Consider the following 18,267-nt stretch of genomic DNA (forward strand, 5'->3'; position numbering starts at 1 on the left):
TTGTCAGCCGCAAGGTAAGGTATATTTCGCCCTTCACAGGAGAAACTATGCTGCCAACTCAATCAACCCGATTAAACAAATACATTAGCGAGAGCGGGATCTGCTCACGTCGCGAGGCTGACCGTTACATTGAACAGGGTAACGTGTTTCTTAACGGCAAACGCGCCACCATCGGCGATCAGGTGGTCCCTGGCGATGTGGTTAAAGTGAATGGTCAGGTCATCGAACCGCGTGATGCAGAAGACCTGGTGTTTATCGCGTTGAACAAGCCGGTTGGGATTGTCAGCACCACGGAAGATGGCGAGCGGGACAACATCGTTGATTTCGTGAACCACAGCAGCCGTATCTTCCCGATTGGCCGTCTGGATAAAGATTCTCAGGGGCTGATTTTCCTCACTAACCACGGCGATCTGGTCAACAAAATTCTGCGTGCCGGTAACGACCACGAGAAAGAGTATATCGTTACGGTGAACAAGCCGGTGACTGACGAATTTATCCGTGGCATGGGCGCAGGCGTGCCGATCCTGGGCACCGTGACGAAGAAGTGTAAGGTCAAAAAAGAGGCACCGTTTGCGTTTCGTATCACGCTGGTGCAGGGCCTGAATCGCCAGATCCGCCGCATGTGCGAGCACTTCGGCTATGAAGTGACGAAGCTGGAACGCACGCGCATCATGAACGTTAGCCTGACCGGGATCCCGCTGGGCGAGTGGCGTGACTTAACGGATGACGAGCTGATTGAACTGTTCAAGCTTATCGAGAACTCCTCGTCCGAAGCGAAGCCGAAAGCTAAAGCGAAACCGAAAACGCAGGCGATAAAGCGTCCGGTCGTGAAGGCACCGCAGGCGGAAGAGAAAGGGCGAGGCAAGCCGGGCAACGGAAAACGCTTTACCCAGCCGGGGCGCAAAAAGAAAGGGCGCTGATTAGCGCCTTCCACGGGTTGATGTCGTGGCGGACCAGGAAAAGGTCGCCTCTGCATCCGGCTTATAAGCCTGCTCTTTTTTCAGCTTGCGGGCTTTCTTCGCCGCAGCCTCACGTTGCGCCATCAGTTTATCGATGTACTCTTTTTTAACCTGATTGGTTTCGGCGTTCTTCAGCGTGCGGCCATGCGCGATGCGGGCGCGGTCGAGAAGCGTTTTCAGTTCGCGCTGCTCGGCTTCCGTCATGTCTTTCTGGGTCAAGCGTGGTGTAGCCATTGCTGAAGCCTCCTGATGGGGAGGCTTCAGTGTAAAGCATACTGACAGACAGATATATGATTACCACGAGTGCGGTTAAATCATTTTTGAGTCTTATTTAGCGCAAAACGTAGTGTCCTTCACGAGAAAGGTTCCAGTTGTGGCCATCCAGTGGATATACGCTTTTCTTTTTGGCAATACTCGTTAAGTCGCTGTTAATGCTTAAAAGCAAACTTGCATCCCCTGTTGCCACATAGGACTTCATGTTTTTATTTGCGCGTTCATAAAGCGAGAAGTTATCACCCACGACGACGCCTGCTCTGGCTTCGAACTCATCTTCGGGGTCGTCATTTCTGTTTGTCGGACCAATAAATAAATTACCCGGTAGCCAGGCATAGAACGACGCAAAGTCGTCAAAATAGTCAGGAAATGCCGCCGCAGGATTATTGGTCACCGTGCCGTTGATTATCATATCGATAAGGTTTGCTGTTCCCGCTAAATCGTCGGCGTTAACAGCACAATTTCCTGCGCTGGCATAATCTCGCAGATTATCCCGGAGAGTCAAAAATAGACTACGAAGTTTAGGTAACGCTTTTTCTTGCAGCGCCCGGTTATAAAAATCGCGCAGCAGGTTGTAAGGGATGATGTGATGCCTTGATACATGAACAGGCTCAGTGCCGCCAGCAACAGTAAGGTCTTTACTGTAATTAGGCATGGCAGGGAAACATGAACCATTACGAACGTTCGGCATAGTGATTTTGTAGGCACCGGCAGCGATGGGCCGTGGGGCCGCCAGTGCCTGGTGGGTAAATACGAAGAGTGTTGCGATAACGATCAGGGCTTTTTTCATCTCATTTTTCCTTCAGCAAAAGAGTGTGCCTGTTGAAAATAAAGAAAGTTCCGCTGACAGAAAATTTGCCTTATGCCCTGTGATATTTGACCGGGTGATACAACGAAATAAAAAGCCGGGCACAGGGCCCGGCTTATCTTTTTTGCGAAAAAATTATTCAAACAAATTCTGATGAAGTTTCTGCACCACCTGCTCAGCCTGATCGGCAGGGACCAGGAAGCAAAGGTTATAGCTTGATGCGCCGTAACAGATCATGCGGATGTTGAACGGATCGAGCACGCCGAAGACCTCTTTGCCCACGCCACAGGCGCGCGACAGTTTGTTACCGATGATGGCCACCAGCGCCAGGTCTTCTTCCACTTCCACGCGGCACAGCTCAGACAGCTCAATCAGCAGCGACTGCGTCAGCAGGGTGTCACCCGTGGAGGTGGAACCCGTGGTGTCGAGCGTCAGCGCAATGCTCACTTCGGAAGTGGTAATCAAATCTACAGAGATATTGTGGCGCGCCAGGATGCCAAACACTTCCGCCAGGAAACCGCGGGAGTGCAGCATATTGTGGCTGTGCAGCGTGACCAGCGTCTGGCGGCGGCGCAGGGCCAGCGCGCGGAACAGCGGCGGGTTCTCGGTTTTCTTGCAGACCAGCGTCCCGCCCGCTTTTGGATCTTTACTGGAGCCAACGAAGACCGGAATATCGCTGCGCACGGCAGGCAGCAGCGTTGCCGGATGCAGCACTTTCGCGCCGAAGGTGGCCATTTCCGCCGCTTCTTCAAATGCGATCACATCAATACGTTTTGCCGCAGAGACCACGCGCGGGTCGGTGGTGTAAATACCCGGCACGTCAGTCCAGATATCCACGCGGGTCGCGTGCAGCGCTTCGCCCAGCAGCGCGGCGGTGTAGTCGCTGCCGCCACGGCCAAGCGTGGTGGTGCGTCCTTTTGCTTCGCTGCCGATAAAGCCCTGGGTGATCACCATGCCTTCTGCCAGGCGCGGCGCCAGCTGCTGGTTGGTGAGCTCGGCCAGCATCTCAACGTCCGGTTCGGCGCGCCCAAAACGATCGCTGGTACGCATCACTTTACGCACGTCAAACCACTGGGCCTGAACGTTACGCTCGCGCATGATTTCAACAAACAGCAGGGTGGACATCAGCTCGCCGTGGCTGACCAGTTCATCGGTCAGGGCGGTGGAGGTTGCCAGTGACGCGGCTTCTGCCAGGGTGGTGATATTTTCCAGCAGGCGCTCCACTTCCTCACGAATAACGTTCGGGTTTTGCAGACGTTCAAGAATATCGAACTGAATTTTGCGCAGTGCATCCAGCTTCACGAAACGTTCGGTCGCTTCCAGTCCTTCAGACAAAGAAACCAGCAGGTTCGTCACGCCGGCGGATGCAGAGAGCACCACCAGGCGGGTATTCGGATCGGCCAGCACCACATCGGCGCTGCGGTTCATGGCATCGTAATCGGCCACACTGGTGCCGCCAAACTTGGCGACCACAAAACTCGTCATAACAACCTCGTGTCAGGGAATGAATAAGCGACCTTGGCACAAGAGTGAAACGAAAACAGGTGCAGGCGCAAAATACGGCCCTATAAATAAAATGCGGGGGAGGTCCTGTCAATGCTGGGATTATGCGGATTTTTTATGGGGGGGTACCCCTGAGAAACAGGACTTATAACAGGCCCATATTTTATGCTCCTTTTTACCCCCTTTTGACCAACATTTCGCCACGCCGGAAGGGCGCGACAGCAGCTATACTTTTCGGGTCTTTTCACCTGCGTTTGATGCAGACCAGGGCAATGGCATAAAAACCATCACAATTTTTATTTGCAGGCGCTACAATCGACCGCAGTCACAATTCTCAAATCAGAAGAGTATTGCTAATGAAAAACATCAACCCAACGCAGACCGCTGCCTGGCAGGCACTACAGAAACATTTTGATGAAATGAAAGACGTCACCATCGCGGACCTGTTCGCGAAAGATGCCGATCGTTTCACTAAGTTCTCCGCGACCTTCGACGACCTGATGCTGGTGGATTTCTCCAAGAACCGCATTACCGAAGAGACGCTGGCAAAACTGCAGGACCTGGCGAAAGAGACCCAACTGGCAGACGCCATCAAATCCATGTTCTCCGGTGAGAAGATCAACCGCACCGAAGACCGCGCCGTGCTGCACGTGGCCCTGCGTAACCGTAGCAATACGCCAATCATCGTTGACGGCAAAGATGTCATGCCGGAAGTGAACGCGGTGCTGGAAAAGATGAAAGCTTTCTCCGAAGCGATCATCTCAGGCCAGTGGAAAGGTTACACCGGCAAACCAATTACGGATGTTGTTAACATCGGTATCGGCGGCTCTGACCTCGGTCCGTTCATGGTGACCGAAGCGCTGCGTCCGTACAAAAACCACCTCAACATGCACTTTGTCTCTAACGTCGATGGTACCCACATCGCTGAAGTGCTGAAGAATGTGAATCCGGAAACCACCCTGTTCCTGGTGGCGTCCAAAACCTTTACCACGCAGGAAACCATGACCAACGCCCACAGCGCGCGCGACTGGTTCCTGAAAACCGCAGGCGACAACAAGCACGTGGCGAAACACTTTGCGGCGCTCTCCACCAACGGTAAAGCCGTGAGCGAGTTCGGTATCGACACCGCGAACATGTTCGAGTTCTGGGACTGGGTTGGTGGCCGCTACTCTCTGTGGTCTGCGATTGGTCTGTCCATCATCCTGTCCGTGGGCTTCGACAACTTCGTTGAGCTGCTCTCCGGCGCGCACGCGATGGATAAACACTTCTCTACCACTGCCCCTGAGAAAAACCTGCCGGTGCTGCTGGCGCTGATCGGTATCTGGTACAACAACTTCTTCGGTGCGGAAACCGAAGCGATCCTGCCGTACGACCAGTACATGCACCGCTTTGCGGCCTACTTCCAGCAGGGCAATATGGAATCCAACGGTAAGTACGTTGACCGTAACGGCAACGCGGTGGATTACCAGACCGGTCCAATCATCTGGGGCGAGCCGGGCACTAACGGCCAGCACGCGTTCTACCAGCTGATTCACCAGGGCACCAAAATGGTACCGTGCGATTTCATCGCCCCGGCTATCACCCACAACCCGCTGTCCGACCACCATCCGAAGCTGCTGTCTAACTTCTTCGCACAGACCGAAGCGCTGGCGTTCGGTAAATCCCGCGAGGTGGTAGAGCAGGAATACCGTGACCAGGGTAAAGATCCGGCAACCCTGGACCACGTTGTGCCGTTCAAAGTGTTCGAAGGCAACCGTCCAACTAACTCCATCCTGCTGCGCGAAATCACCCCGTTCAGCCTGGGTGCGCTGATTGCCTTGTATGAGCACAAGATCTTCACGCAGGGCGCTATCCTGAACATCTTCACCTTTGACCAGTGGGGCGTTGAGCTGGGCAAACAGCTGGCAAACCGCATTCTGCCAGAGCTGGGTGACGATAAAGCCATCGACAGTCACGACAGCTCTACAAACGGTTTGATCAACCGTTATAAAGCATGGCGTGCGTAATTAATATGTCATGAAAAATGCCGGCGATATGCCGGCATTTTTTTATCGGATAATTCCTGATGTCTGTTAGTTAACTCAAATTCCGGCTCTGAGTTTAATCCGAAAAAGACGGTTAACCCGTTAATTGCTGCGGTTTATTTTAAGAAAATACGCAGCATGTAGTGAATGTGATTATATTATAACTATTTGATTTTAATTGCTTATATATTTAATTTATTTTTCTTTCGTTTCAGTTTTATCCATTAGTCCGAAAACCCACTCCCTATTTCCAGCCACGGTAAACCCTCTGCTTTAGTTGTGTATACTCGATTCCGCCTGAATTTCTTTTCGGGCAAATCTCCATTCATTCATTGAAGGGAAATTGTTATGAAGAAAGTACTGTATGGCATTTTTGCCATATCTGCACTTGCGGCGACGTCTGTCTATGCAGCTCCGGTCCAGGTCGGGGAAGCAGCAGGGTCGGCAGCGACGTCTGCGTCTGCGGGGAGTTCTACCGCAGCCAGCACCAGCGCCGTAAGTTCAGCCGTGGGTGTCGCGCTGGCGGCAACCGGTGGCGGTGATGGCTCCAATACCGGAACCACGACCACTACGACGACCAGCACCCAGTAATACCGGGTGTTTTAATCATAACCACACTTCGGTGTGGTTATTTCGCCCCTTCGGAGAAGAGTCGTGAAGCGACCTGCAATCATTCTGATTTGCCTGCTGTTGCAGGCGTGCTCAGCCACCACCAAAGGGCTGGGAACCTCACTGTGGGAAAGCATGTTCGGCACACCGGGCGTGCAGTTGACCGATGACGAACTTCAGAACATGCCGTATGCCAGCCAGTACATGCAGCTTAATGATGGCCCGCAGCTGTTTGTGGTGCTCGCTTTCGATGAAAACGGGCAGCAGAAATGGGTGACGCAGGATCAGGCCACCATCGTGACGCAGCATGGCCGAATGGTGAAAACGCTGCTCGGCGGCGACAACCTGCTTGAGGTCAACAACCTCGCGGAAGATCCGCTTATCAAGCCGAATCAGATCGTCGATGGCGCAAGCTGGACGCGCACCCTGGGCTGGACCGAGCACAAGCAGGTTCGTTATGCCACGGCGCGCTCTACCTTCCGCTGGGACGGTACAGACAGCGTGAAAGTGGGTAGCGACGAAACGCAGGTGCGCGTGCTGGACGAAGAGGTGACGACTGACCAGGCTACGTGGCATAACCGCTTCTGGATTGATGAGGAAGGGCAAATTCGTCAGTCCTTGCAATATCTCGGTGCCGGTTTCTTCCCGGTGAAAACCACCCTGATCAAGGCGGCGAAATCATGAAAACGCTCATCCACGTTGCGCTTCTCGCCAGTCTTGCCGCGCCGCTGGCATGGTCCGCAGGAACGGTAAAGGTCTACACGCCGGACAGTGAAAAACCCAAAACCTTAACCAATGCAGAGCATCTGCTCGATCTCGTCGGGCAGCCAAGGCTGGCCAACAGCTGGTGGCCGGGGGCCGTGATCGGCGAGCGCCAGGCGACGGTTGAGACGGAACAACAACATCGTGCCCTGCTGGCCCGCCTGACGGGTCTGGCGGAGCAGGAAGACGGCGACGATGCCGCTGCCATTAACAGCGTTCGCCAGCAGCTTCAGGCGCTGAAGGTGACAGGCCGCCAGAAGGTGAATCTGGATCCCGATAAAGTGCGCGTTACGGAAAACGGCAACCCAACGCTGGTAGGGGATTACACGCTCTGGCTGCCGGTGAAGCCGACGACGGTGACCGTAATGGGGCTTATCAGCAGTCCCGGTAAAAAGCCCTTTACGCCCGGTCGTGATGTGGCGAGCTATCTCGACGAACAAAGCCTGCTGAGCGGCGCGGATAACAGCTACGCGTGGATTATTTATCCGGACGGGCATACGCAAAAAGCGCCGGTGGCGTACTGGAATAAACGCCATATCGAACCCATGCCAGGCAGCATTATTTTTGTCGGTTTTGCCGACCATTTCTGGACGAAGGCGTATGACGGGCTTAACGCCGATATCCTTCACTCCCTGACACAGCGGATACCGGAATAATGAAAAGAACCTATCTCTACAGCATGCTGGCGCTTTGTGTGAGCGCCGCCTGCCATGCAGAAACCTATCCGGCACCCATTGGCCCGTCTCAGTCAGACTTCGGCGGCGTCGGTTTGCTGCAAACGCCCACCGCGCGCATGGCGCGTGAAGGGGAAATTAGCCTGAACTATCGCGATAACGACCAGTATCGCTACTATTCCGCCTCCGTACAGCTGTTCCCGTGGCTCGAAACCACGCTGCGCTACACCGACGTGCGTACGAAACAGTACAGCAGCGTCGATGCGTTCTCCGGCGATCAGACCTACAAAGATAAAGCTTTCGACGTCAAACTGCGCCTGTGGGAAGAGAGCTACTGGATGCCGCAGGTCTCCGTGGGGGCAAAAGATATCGGCGGGACCGGCCTGTTCGACGCGGAATACATCGTGGCCAGCAAGGCCTGGGGACCGTTTGATTTTTCTCTCGGTCTTGGCTGGGGCTATCTCGGCACCAGCGGCAACGTCAAAAACCCGTTCTGTACCTATAGCGACAAATACTGCTACCGCGATAACAGCTACAAGAAAGCGGGTTCCATCAACGGTGACCAGATGTTCCACGGCCCGGCCTCGCTGTTTGGCGGTGTGGAATACCAGACACCGTGGCAGCCGCTGCGCCTGAAGCTGGAGTACGAAGGAAACGACTACTCGCACGATTTCGCCGGGAAGATTGAGCAGAAGAGCAAGTTTAACGTCGGCGCCATTTACCGCGTCACCGACTGGGCCGACGTTAACCTCAGCTACGAGCGTGGCAACACGGTGATGTTTGGCTTCACGCTACGCACCAACTTCAACGACATGCGGCCACACTACAACGATAACGCGCGGCCAGCCTATCGGCCGGAGCCGCAGGATGCGATTCTGCAGCACTCCGTGGTGGCAAACCAACTGACGCTGTTGAAATACAATGCCGGTCTGGCCGATCCGAAAATTCAGGTGAAAGGCGATACGCTTTACGTCACCGGCGAGCAGGTGAAATACCGCGACTCGCGGGAAGGGATCGAACGCGCCAACCGGATCGTGATGAACGATCTGCCGGACGGGATCCGCACGATCCGAGTGACGGAAAACCGCCTGAATCTGCCGCAGGTCACCACCGAAACCGATGTCGCCAGCCTTAAGCGCCATCTGGAAGGCGAACCGCTCGGGCATGAAACCGAACTGGTGCAAAAACGCGTAGAGCCGATCGTGCCGGAAACCACCGAGCAGGGCTGGTATATCGACAAATCACGCTTTGATTTCCATATCGATCCGGTGCTGAACCAGTCCGTCGGCGGGCCGGAAAACTTCTACATGTATCAGCTGGGCGTCATGGCAACGGCGGATCTGTGGGTCACCGACCACCTGCTGACCACCGGCAGCCTGTTCGGCAACATCGCCAACAACTACGACAAATTCAACTATACCAACCCGCCAAAAGACTCGACGCTGCCGCGCGTACGTACCCGCGTGCGTGAGTACGTGCAGAACGATGCCTACGTGAATAACCTGCAGGCTAACTACTTCCAGTACTTCGGCAACGGCTTCTACGGCCAGGTGTACGGCGGGTATCTGGAAACCATGTACGGCGGCGCGGGGGCGGAAGTGCTTTATCGCCCTGTCGACAGCAACTGGGCGTTTGGCATTGATGCCAACTACGTTAAGCAGCGTGACTGGCGCAGCGCACAGGACATGATGAAGTTCACCGACTACAGCGTCAAAACCGGCCACCTGACCGCCTACTGGACGCCGTCGTTCGCGCAGGACGTGCTGGTGAAAGCCAGCGTCGGCCAGTATCTGGCGGGCGATAAGGGCGGCACGCTGGATATCTCCAAACACTTCGACAGCGGCGTCGTGGTGGGCGGCTACGCCACCATCACCAACGTTTCGCCGGACGAGTACGGGGAAGGGGACTTCACCAAAGGGGTGTACGTGTCGATTCCGCTGGATCTGTTCTCATCAGGCCCAACCCGCAGCCGTGCGGCAGTGGGCTGGACGCCGCTGACGCGCGACGGCGGTCAGCAGCTTGGACGTAAATTCCAGCTGTATGATATGACCAGCGATAAGAACATTAATTTCCGCTGATGCTTATTTGCCCGGTGGCGCTGCGCTTACCGGGCCTACGAGAGTGTTTTTGTAGGCCGGGCAAACGCAGTGCCGCCCGGCAAGAATGTTCATCTGGACAAAACATAAACAAAAAATATAGATCCCCGTCACATTTTTGCGTTATACAGGAACCTCGCCCTGGAGAATGAGGTGCTGTATGACATCCCTGACTCGTCCGCGCGTTGAGTTTATCTCAACGATACTCCAGACCGTGCTGAACCTCGGTCTGCTGAGCCTTGGCCTGATCCTGGTCGTCTTTCTCGGTAAAGAGACGGTGCATCTGGCGGATGTGCTGTTCGCCCCTGAGCAAACCAGCAAATATGCGCTGGTGGAAGGGCTGGTGGTCTACTTTCTCTACTTCGAGTTTATTGCCCTGATTGTGAAGTACTTTCAGTCCGGCTTTCACTTCCCGCTACGTTATTTTGTCTACATAGGTATCACTGCGATTGTGCGGCTGATCATCGTCGATCATAAATCCCCGCTCGACGTGCTGATCTACTCGGCGGCGATCCTGCTGCTGGTGATCACCCTCTGGCTATGCAACTCGAAGCGGCTGAAACGCGAATAAAAAAATGGCGCTCCGAAGAGCGCCGAATAACAGTCACAAGTTGGGTCAATACAATACGTCTAAAGTTGAGGGTTGCAGTGGCATAACAAATGAAACTTAACCTTTCACGCCGCCCGCCGTCAGGCCATTCACCAGCCAGCGCTGGGCCAGCAGGAACACCACGGTAATCGGGATGGCGGAGAGTACGGCCGCCGCGGCAAAGTCGCCCCACAGGTAGTTTTGCGGGTTGAGGTATTGCTGCATACCTACGGCCAGGGTGTAGCTGTTCACATCGCGCAGTAACAGTGAGGCGACCGGTACTTCGGTGATCGCCGCGATAAACGACAGGATAAATACCACCGCCAGAATCGGCACGGACAGCGGCAGCAGCACCAGACGGAATGCCTGCCACGGGGTAGCGCCATCCAGCGACGCTGCCTCTTCCAGCGAGCCGTCGATGGTTTCGAAATAGCCTTTGATGGTCCACACGTGCAGGGCGATACCGCCGAGATAGGCGAAGATCACGCCGCCGTGGGTATTCAGGCCGATAAACGGCACATACTGGCCGAGACGGTCAAACAGGGCATACAACGCGACCAGAGACAGCACGGCCGGGAACATCTGGAAAATCAGCATCCCTTTCAGCAGCGTCGCTTTGCCCGGGAAGCGCATACGGGCGAAGGCATAAGCACAGGTGGTGGAGAGCGTCACGATGCCAATCGCCGTAATCGTTGCCACTTTCACCGAGTTCCACAGCCACAGCAGCACCGGGAACGGCGGCGGCGTGACGCGGCCATCGGCGTGCTCCACGCTGAAGCCCAGCGCGAGCTTCCAGTGCTCCCAGGAGATTTCATCCGGGATCAGGCTCCCCGTCGCAAAGTTACCCGAACGCAGGGAGATGGCGATGACCATCAGCAGCGGGAACATAATCGCCGCGATGAAAATCAGCAGGCCTAAGTGCGTCGCGAGGAGGCGCAGTTTCTGAGATTTGGGTTGTACCATAGCCATGATCGATGCCCTCCTTAGTCAAATTTCATACGTGTGGCTTTCAGGTTAACAATCGCCAGGGCGCCAACCAGCAGGAAGATCAGGGTGGCAATCGCCGCCGCCAGGCCGAAGTCCTGACCGCCGCCGCCCTCGAAGGCGATACGGTAGGTGTAGCTCACGAGCAGGTCGGTATAGCCTGCCGGCGTGGTGGTGCCGAGACGGTCCGGGCCACCGTTGGTCAACAGCTGAATCAGCACGAAGTTGTTAAAGTTAAAGGCGAAGCTGGCAATCATCAGCGGCGTTAGCGGCTTAATGAGCAGCGGCAGCGTAATTTTAAAGAAGTTCTGGAACGGACCCGCGCCGTCCATCGCCGAGGCTTCGTACAGATCGTCCGGGATAGCCTTCAGCAGCCCCATGCACAGGATCATCATGTACGGATAACCCAGCCAGGTGTTGACGATGATAATCATCGAGCGGGCGGTGGTCGGGTCGCTGAACCAGGCCGGTTTGATACCGAACAGCGCGCTCAGCATCATGTTGATTTCACCGAAGCTCTGGTTAAACAGCCCTTTGAAAATCAGAATCGAGATAAACGACGGTACGGCATAAGGCAGAATCAGCAGCACGCGGTAAATCGCTTTGCCTTTCAGAGACTCCCACTGCACGAGACAGGCCAGCACCATGCCCACGGCCACGGTCAGGATCACCGTCAGCACCGAGAAGACCACCGTCCAGACGAAGATGGCGAAGAACGGTTTCTGGATACCTTCGTCGGTAAACACGCGGGTAAAGTTGTCCCAGCCGATGGTGACGGTATAGCCAGGGCTGAGTTTGTCATCACCCCATTTGCCGTCGGCAGTAATGGACTGATAGAACCCAATGTCGTTATTTGGACGGTACTTCACGCCGCTCTGGTTGTTGGTCAGCGTGCCGTCGTCCGCCAGGGTATAGAGCGGCTGCGTGCCTGAGAACTGGCGCAGCGAGCTCATGGTCACTTTGCTGTCATCGGGCAGCACGGCGGTGAGCTGGGTCAGCGCCTGGCGATTCTGGGTGATGATTCGCAGGTTGGCACGTTCACCATCCGGCAGGGCCGCAGCCTCTTTTAAGGCCAGCGTCTGCTCGCCGCCAAATTTGAACGCGTCTGAAATATAGTTTTTGCCGCTCTCTCCGTCGGTGAGCGCTAACTTCCACTCGTCGCCCTCAGGATACAAGCCGAAGTTAAAGGTTTTACCCGCCTGATAAGAGCGATCCAGAAGCACCTGAGTGGCGCGCTCCTGCGCGAGCTGGTTGGTGCTGCTGTAGTTGGTGAACGCAATGGCGATGGTACAAATCAGCGGGAAGAGAACAAAAAGCCCCATCCCGGCAACCCCTGGGTAAACATAACGCCAGGCATAGGCTTTACGGTTGGCGAAAATATACAGGCCAGCAGAGCTTAAGATCAGCGTCATGATGGCAAACAGATATTCCCCTTGTACGTACATTAAAACAACAAGGTAACCCACCAGCAGACACAGCAGACCTATCACTGACCACTTCAGTGCGTCGCTTTGCCACCAGTGCTTCTTTTTAATGACATCCATGGGGTTCTTCCTCTACAACGGTGGAAACTTTTCGTCAGGTGGCGCTGCGCTTACCTGACCTACGGATCGTGCCGTAGTTGTAGGGCGGGCGGCGTACGCGCCACCCGCCGTTCTTCTGCTTACTTAGTAATACGACCCTGAGCATCCTTCAGCGCGGCATCGACAGTCTGACGACCGCTTGCAGCGTTGATGACCGCAGTACGGGTGGCGTACCAGAACGCAGCCATCTGTGGGATGTTCGGCATGATTTCGCCTTTCTGGGCGTTATCCATGGTTGCCGCGATGCGTGGGTCTTTCGCCAGCTGATCCTGGAAGGATTTCAGCGCCACGGCGCCCAGCGGTTTGTCCTTGTTCACTTCATCCAGACCCTGATCGGTCAGCAGGTAGTTTTCCAGGAACTCTTTCGCCAGCTCTTTGTTCGGGCTGGCGGCGTTGATGCCCGCGCTCAGCACGCCCACGAACGGTTTAGACGGCTTGCCGTTGAAGGTTGGCAGCAGCGTCACGCCGTAGTTGATTTTGCTCTTGTCGATATTGGTCCAGGCCCACGGACCGTTGATGGTCATCGCGGTTTCGCCTTTGTTGAACGCCGCTTCCGCGATGGAGTAGTCGGTATCGGCGTTCATGTGTTTGTTCTTAATCAGGTCAACCAGGAAGGTCAGGCCTTTTTTCGCGCCCGCGTTGTCCACGCCCACGTCTTTCACGTCATATTTGCCGTTTTCAAACTTGAACGCGTAACCGCCGTCGGCAGCAATCAGCGGCCAGGTGAAGTACGGCTCTTGCAGGTTGAACATCAGGGCGGATTTACCTTTCGCCTTCAGCTCTTTATCCAGTTTCGGGATCTCTTCCCAGGTTTTCGGCGGGTTAGGCACCAGGTCTTTGTTGTAAATCAGAGACAGGGCTTCAACCGCGATAGGGTAAGCAATCAGCTTGCCGTTGTAGCGAACGGCGTCCCAGGTGAACGGGAACAGCTTGTCCTGGAAAGCGTTGTCTGGCGTGACTTCAGCCAGCAGGCCAGACTGCGCGTAACCGCCGAAACGGTCATGCGCCCAGAAGATAATGTCCGGGCCATCGCCGGTTGCCGCAACCTGCGGGAATTTCTCTTCCAGTTTGTCCGGGTGTTCTACGGTAACTTTGATACCGGTGTCTTTCTCGAATTTTTTGCCCACTTCGGCCAGGCCGTTATAGCCCTTGTCGCCGTTAATCCAGATAACCAGCTTGCCTTCTTCAATTTTGGCGAGCGCTGGGGCGGAAACCATCATTGCTGCAAGGGCGGACAATGCGAAAACGCGTGCGCCAGTCTTGATATTCATATCTGCCATCCTTTTTGGTGATGTGCTCGTGGATACATAAGGTGGTTCAACGTGACTCAGTCTCCTTATTTGACATCCTCTTTCCATCCTCCCAACCCCTACGCCCCACCCCCCGTTTGTGTGATCTCCGTTGCATAAATTTAAGTTATGAGTGCTGGCGCACATAAAAACCCACCGAATTTTGCAGGCGGCTTCACGAATTTCGCCTCAGCCCCCCGGATGCGGTCGCAGAGCCTGCTCTCTCATCCTCCCGCCTCCTCCCCCATAAAAAAGACGGGGGGTGGAGGATTCACGAAAGTAATGGATACCCCATAGTGAACTTATCTTGAATGTTTCTGTCGGTGACAGGTTGTAACGAAGGGAGAAGGGCATGGCGAGCGTACAGCTGCGTAATGTAACGAAAGCCTGGGGCGACGTAGTGGTGTCGAAAGATATCAATCTGGACATCACCGAAGGCGAATTTGTAGTGTTTGTCGGCCCATCAGGCTGTGGTAAATCGACTCTGCTGCGTATGATTGCCGGTCTTGAAACCATCACCAGCGGCGACCTGCTGATCGGTGATACCCGAATGAACGACATCCCGCCTGCCGAACGCGGCGTAGGCATGGTGTTCCAGTCTTATGCGCTTTATCCCCATCTGTCCGTTGCCGAGAACATGTCCTTTGGCCTGAAGCTTGCCGGGGCGAAGAAAGAGGTCATTAACCAGCGCGTCACGCAGGTCGCGGAAGTGTTACAGCTGGCTCACCTGCTGGAGCGCAAACCGAAAGCGCTCTCCGGCGGTCAGCGTCAGCGCGTGGCGATTGGCCGTACGCTGGTAGCCGAACCGCGCGTGTTCCTGCTTGATGAACCTCTCTCTAACCTGGATGCCGCCCTGCGCGTCCAGATGCGTATCGAAATCTCCCGTCTGCATAAGCGCCTTGGCCGCACGATGATTTACGTCACCCACGATCAGGTCGAAGCGATGACTCTGGCCGACAAAATCGTGGTGCTGGACGCCGGTCGCGTGGCGCAGGTGGGCAAACCGCTGGAGCTCTATCACTACCCGGCAGACCGCTTTGTTGCGGGCTTCATTGGCTCGCCAAAGATGAACTTCCTGCCCGTCAAAGTGACGGCGACAGCGATTGAACAGGTACAGGTGGAGCTGCCAAACCGCCAGCAGGTCTGGCTGCCGGTCGACAGCGCCAACGTACAGGTCGGGGCAAATATGTCCCTCGGTATCCGTCCTGAGCATCTGCTGCCGAGCCACATCGCCGATGTGACCCTGGAAGGTGACGTTCAGGTCGTCGAACAGCTTGGTCACGAAACACAGATTCATATCCAGATCCCCGCCATCCGTCAGAACCTGGTCTACCGCCAGAATGACGTGGTGTTGGTAGAAGAGGGTGCCACATTCGCTATCGGCTTGCCGCCAGAGCGTTGCCATCTGTTCCGTGAGGATGGCACTGCATGTCGTCGGCTGCACAAAGAGCCAGGCGTTTAAGCAATCCCAAAAGAAGACACGAAACCGACAGGTGAAGTGTTCAAAGAAAAGCAATGATCTCAGGAGATAGAATGATGATTACTCTGCGCAAACTTCCTCTGGCAGTTGCCGTCGCAGCGGGCGTAATGTCTGCTCAGGCACTGGCCGTGGATTTCCATGGTTATGCTCGTTCCGGTATCGGCTGGACGGGTAGTGGCGGCGAACAACAGTGCTTCCAGGCAACCGGTGCTCAAAGTAAATACCGTCTTGGTAACGAATGTGAAACCTATGCGGAATTGAAACTGGGCCAGGAAGTGTGGAAAGAAGGTGACAAGAGCTTCTACTTCGACACCAACGTAGCGTACTCCGTGGCGCAGCAGAACGACTGGGAAGCGACTGACCCGGCGTTCCGTGAAGCTAACGTGCAGGGTAAAAACCTGATCGAATGGCTGCCTGGCTCCACCATCTGGGCCGGTAAGCGCTTCTATCAGCGTCACGACGTCCACATGATCGACTTCTACTACTGGGATATTTCAGGTCCTGGTGCGGGTCTGGAAAACATTGACGTCGGTTTCGGTAAGCTCTCTCTGGCTGCAACCCGTTCTTCTGAAGCAGGCGGTTCTTCATCCTTCGCCAGCAACAGCATCTATGATTACACCACCCGCACGGCGAACGATGTCTTTGACGTCCGTTTAGCCCAGATGGAAATTAACCCGGGCGGTACCCTGGAGCTTGGCGTTGACTACGGTCGCGCAAACCCACGTGATGATTATCATCTGATCGATGGCGCATCCAAAGATGGCTGGATGTTCACCGCTGAACACACGCAGAGCATGCTGAAAGGCTACAACAAGTTCGTTCTGCAATATGCAACTGACTCTATGACCTCTCAGGGCAAAGGTCTGTCGCAAGGTTCGAACATCGGTACCACTGACGATATCAACTACGGCATCAACAACAACGGTCACCTGTGGCGCGTACTTGACCACGGTGCTATCTCCCTGGGCGATAGCTGGGACCTGATGTATGTCGGTATGTACCAGGATATCAACTGGGATAACAACAACGGTACGAAATGGTGGACCGTGGGCGTTCGTCCTATGTACAAATGGACGCCAATCATGAGCACCCTGCTGGAAGTGGGTTATGACAACGTCAAATCCCAGGAAACCGGCGAAACCAACGACCAGTATAAAATTACCCTGGCCCAGCAGTGGCAGGCAGGCGACAGCATCTGGTCACGTCCGGCAATCCGCGTATTCGCAACCTATGCGAAGTGGGATGAGAAGTGGGGCTATGCGCCAACCGGTAAAAACTCCGTTGCGGGTTACACCCCAGGCATGGCCTATAGCGATACCACTGCGAAAAGCTTCAGCCGCGGCGACAGCGATGAGTGGTCCTTCGGCGCCCAGATGGAAATCTGGTGGTAATCCCGTCTTAATCTGACGTAATGACCAAACTGAGGGGCGCAAGCCCCTCAATCCTTGGGACGGCGCGCTATTGCCTGGCTACCGCTGAACCTGTGCATTTTGAGGTGATAACAATGAAAATGAACAAAACTCTCCTTGCCCTTTGTTTATCCGCAGGGCTGCTGGCAAGCGCGCCTGCCGTAACGCTCGCTAACGTCAATTTCGTTCCGCAAAACACAACATCTGCGCCAGCCATTCCGACAGCGGCATTGCAACAGCTTGTCTGGACGCCTGTCGATCAGTCTAAAACCCAGACCACCCAGCTCTCAACGGCCGGCCAGTCGCTTAATGTTCCGGGTATTACCGGCCCGGTCGCTGCGTATAGCGTACCCGCCAATATCGGTGAACTGGCCATTACCCTGACCAGTGAAGTCAACAAGCAGACGAGCGTATTTGCGCCTAACGTGCTGATTCTCGATCAGAACATGACGCCATCTGCCTTTTTCCCAAGCGAATACTTTACCTATCAGGAACCCGGCGTGATGAGCGCAGATCGTCTGGAAGGCGTCATGCGCCTGACGCCTGCGCTGGGCCAGCAAAAACTCTACGTGCTGGTCTTTACCACCGAGCAGGATCTCCAGAAGACCACCACGCTGCTCGATCCGGCTAAAGCCTACGCAAAAGGCACCGGTAACGCGGTTCCGGATATTCCAGACCCGATCGCCCGTCACGTCACCGACGGAACGTTAAAGCTGAAGGTGAAAACAAACAGCGGTTCCAGCGTGCTGGTTGGCCCGCTGTTTGGCTCCTCCGGTAACGGCCCTGTTACGGTGGGCAACACGGCTGCACCTGCTTACGCCGCCCCAGCTGCCGCGGCAGCCGCACCGGTCGCTACCGCAGCGCCAGCCCCGGCGAAGAAAGCCGAACCGGTACTGAACGACACCGAAGAGTACTTCAACAACGCCATTAAGCAGGCGGTGAAGCGCGGCGACGTTGATAAAGCGCTGAAACTGCTTGATGAAGCCGAACGTTTAGGTTCAACCACTGCCCGTTCCACCTTTATCAGCAGTGTAAAAGGCAAGGGGTAACCGTTTCCCCACAGTGCTGATTTGTTAGTAGTTTAGTGCGCCTGAGTGGGCGCACTTTTTTTCGTATCCGCCAGGCTGTTGCGCCCATGTTGCGATCGTGATCGTTAAATAACGTTTGGCCCCCCTCAATCCGTGTTTCTGCGATACAATGCCATTACGTTATGTATCGGAGAGTC

Annotated in this window: 16 protein-coding genes; 10 read left to right on the forward strand and 6 right to left on the reverse strand. The window is 55.2% G+C overall.

Annotated features, from left to right (window positions below; translation table 11 throughout):
* Window positions 1–47: 47 nt before the first annotated feature.
* Window positions 48–920, forward strand: coding sequence for a 23S rRNA pseudouridine(2604) synthase RluF (gene rluF, locus D5066_RS16290; RefSeq protein ID WP_080329923.1), 873 nt, complete (start codon window positions 48–50; stop codon window positions 918–920).
* On the opposite strand, the gene D5066_RS16295 is transcribed toward rluF, so the two are convergent.
* The 3 genes from D5066_RS16295 to lysC form a co-directional block, all read right to left on the reverse strand.
* Window positions 921–1,193 carry a YjbD family protein gene (locus D5066_RS16295; protein ID WP_119916528.1) on the reverse strand — a complete coding sequence of 91 codons (273 nt, stop codon included), beginning with the start codon at window positions 1,191–1,193 and terminating at the stop codon, window positions 921–923.
* Between the two features lie 97 nt (window positions 1,194–1,290).
* Window positions 1,291–2,022, reverse strand: coding sequence for a hypothetical protein (locus tag D5066_RS16300; RefSeq protein ID WP_119916529.1), 732 nt, complete (start codon window positions 2,020–2,022; stop codon window positions 1,291–1,293).
* Window positions 2,023–2,175: 153 nt separating this feature from the next.
* Window positions 2,176–3,525: a lysine-sensitive aspartokinase 3 gene (gene lysC, locus D5066_RS16305; RefSeq protein WP_041911575.1), complete on the reverse strand. Its 1,350-nt coding sequence runs from the start codon at window positions 3,523–3,525 to the stop codon at window positions 2,176–2,178.
* Between the two features lie 374 nt (window positions 3,526–3,899).
* Here lysC and pgi point away from each other — a divergent pair, with 374 nt between their 5' ends.
* From pgi to psiE, 6 genes are all read left to right on the forward strand, one after another.
* Complete coding sequence (gene pgi, locus D5066_RS16310) at window positions 3,900–5,549, forward strand: glucose-6-phosphate isomerase (RefSeq protein ID WP_119916530.1); 1,650 nt, start codon at window positions 3,900–3,902, stop codon at window positions 5,547–5,549.
* 366 nt (window positions 5,550–5,915) lie between these two features.
* Complete coding sequence (yjbE, locus tag D5066_RS16315; RefSeq protein WP_003860341.1) at window positions 5,916–6,158, forward strand: exopolysaccharide production protein YjbE; 243 nt, start codon at window positions 5,916–5,918, stop codon at window positions 6,156–6,158.
* Between the two features lie 63 nt (window positions 6,159–6,221).
* On the forward strand, window positions 6,222–6,860 hold the full coding sequence (locus D5066_RS16320) for a YjbF family lipoprotein (protein WP_080329927.1): 639 nt from the start codon (window positions 6,222–6,224) through the stop codon (window positions 6,858–6,860).
* Window positions 6,857–7,594, forward strand: a complete 738-nt coding sequence (locus D5066_RS16325; protein ID WP_119916531.1) for a capsule biosynthesis GfcC family protein — start codon at window positions 6,857–6,859, stop codon at window positions 7,592–7,594. Before D5066_RS16320 ends, D5066_RS16325 begins: the two co-directional genes overlap by 4 nt.
* Window positions 7,594–9,690 (forward strand): YjbH domain-containing protein, encoded by a 2,097-nt coding sequence (locus D5066_RS16330; protein WP_119916532.1) that lies wholly within the window; start codon window positions 7,594–7,596, stop codon window positions 9,688–9,690. Before D5066_RS16325 ends, D5066_RS16330 begins: the two co-directional genes overlap by 1 nt.
* A 178-nt stretch (window positions 9,691–9,868) precedes the next feature.
* The gene (gene psiE, locus D5066_RS16335) at window positions 9,869–10,279 is read left to right on the forward strand and encodes a phosphate-starvation-inducible protein PsiE (protein WP_000202963.1); all 411 of its coding nucleotides are present in this window, start codon (window positions 9,869–9,871) and stop codon (window positions 10,277–10,279) included.
* A gap of 96 nt (window positions 10,280–10,375) precedes the next feature.
* Here psiE and malG read toward each other — a convergent pair whose 3' ends face one another.
* The 3 genes from malG to malE form a co-directional block, all read right to left on the reverse strand.
* Window positions 10,376–11,266: a maltose ABC transporter permease MalG gene (gene malG / locus D5066_RS16340; protein WP_006810496.1), complete on the reverse strand. Its 891-nt coding sequence runs from the start codon at window positions 11,264–11,266 to the stop codon at window positions 10,376–10,378.
* 14 nt (window positions 11,267–11,280) lie between these two features.
* Window positions 11,281–12,825 carry a maltose ABC transporter permease MalF gene (malF, locus tag D5066_RS16345; RefSeq protein ID WP_119916533.1) on the reverse strand — a complete coding sequence of 515 codons (1,545 nt, stop codon included), beginning with the start codon at window positions 12,823–12,825 and terminating at the stop codon, window positions 11,281–11,283.
* A gap of 119 nt (window positions 12,826–12,944) precedes the next feature.
* On the reverse strand, window positions 12,945–14,135 hold the full coding sequence (gene malE / locus D5066_RS16350) for a maltose/maltodextrin ABC transporter substrate-binding protein MalE (protein ID WP_119916534.1): 1,191 nt from the start codon (window positions 14,133–14,135) through the stop codon (window positions 12,945–12,947).
* Window positions 14,136–14,505: 370 nt separating this feature from the next.
* Here malE and malK point away from each other — a divergent pair, with 370 nt between their 5' ends.
* The 3 genes from malK to malM all read left to right on the forward strand — a co-directional run bounded on the left by malK (window position 14,506) and on the right by malM (window position 18,091).
* A complete protein-coding gene (gene malK, locus D5066_RS16355; protein WP_080329931.1) occupies window positions 14,506–15,615 on the forward strand; it encodes a maltose/maltodextrin ABC transporter ATP-binding protein MalK in 1,110 nt (369 codons plus the stop codon).
* Between the two features lie 71 nt (window positions 15,616–15,686).
* Window positions 15,687–17,024 (forward strand): maltoporin, encoded by a 1,338-nt coding sequence (locus D5066_RS16360; RefSeq protein WP_119916535.1) that lies wholly within the window; start codon window positions 15,687–15,689, stop codon window positions 17,022–17,024.
* Window positions 17,025–17,137: 113 nt separating this feature from the next.
* Window positions 17,138–18,091, forward strand: a complete 954-nt coding sequence (gene malM, locus D5066_RS16365; RefSeq protein WP_119916536.1) for a maltose operon protein MalM — start codon at window positions 17,138–17,140, stop codon at window positions 18,089–18,091.
* Window positions 18,092–18,267 lie beyond the last annotated feature (176 nt).

It is taken from the genome of Enterobacter chuandaensis (genome assembly GCF_003594915.1).
GTDB classification, from domain to species: Bacteria; Pseudomonadota; Gammaproteobacteria; order Enterobacterales; family Enterobacteriaceae; genus Enterobacter; species Enterobacter chuandaensis.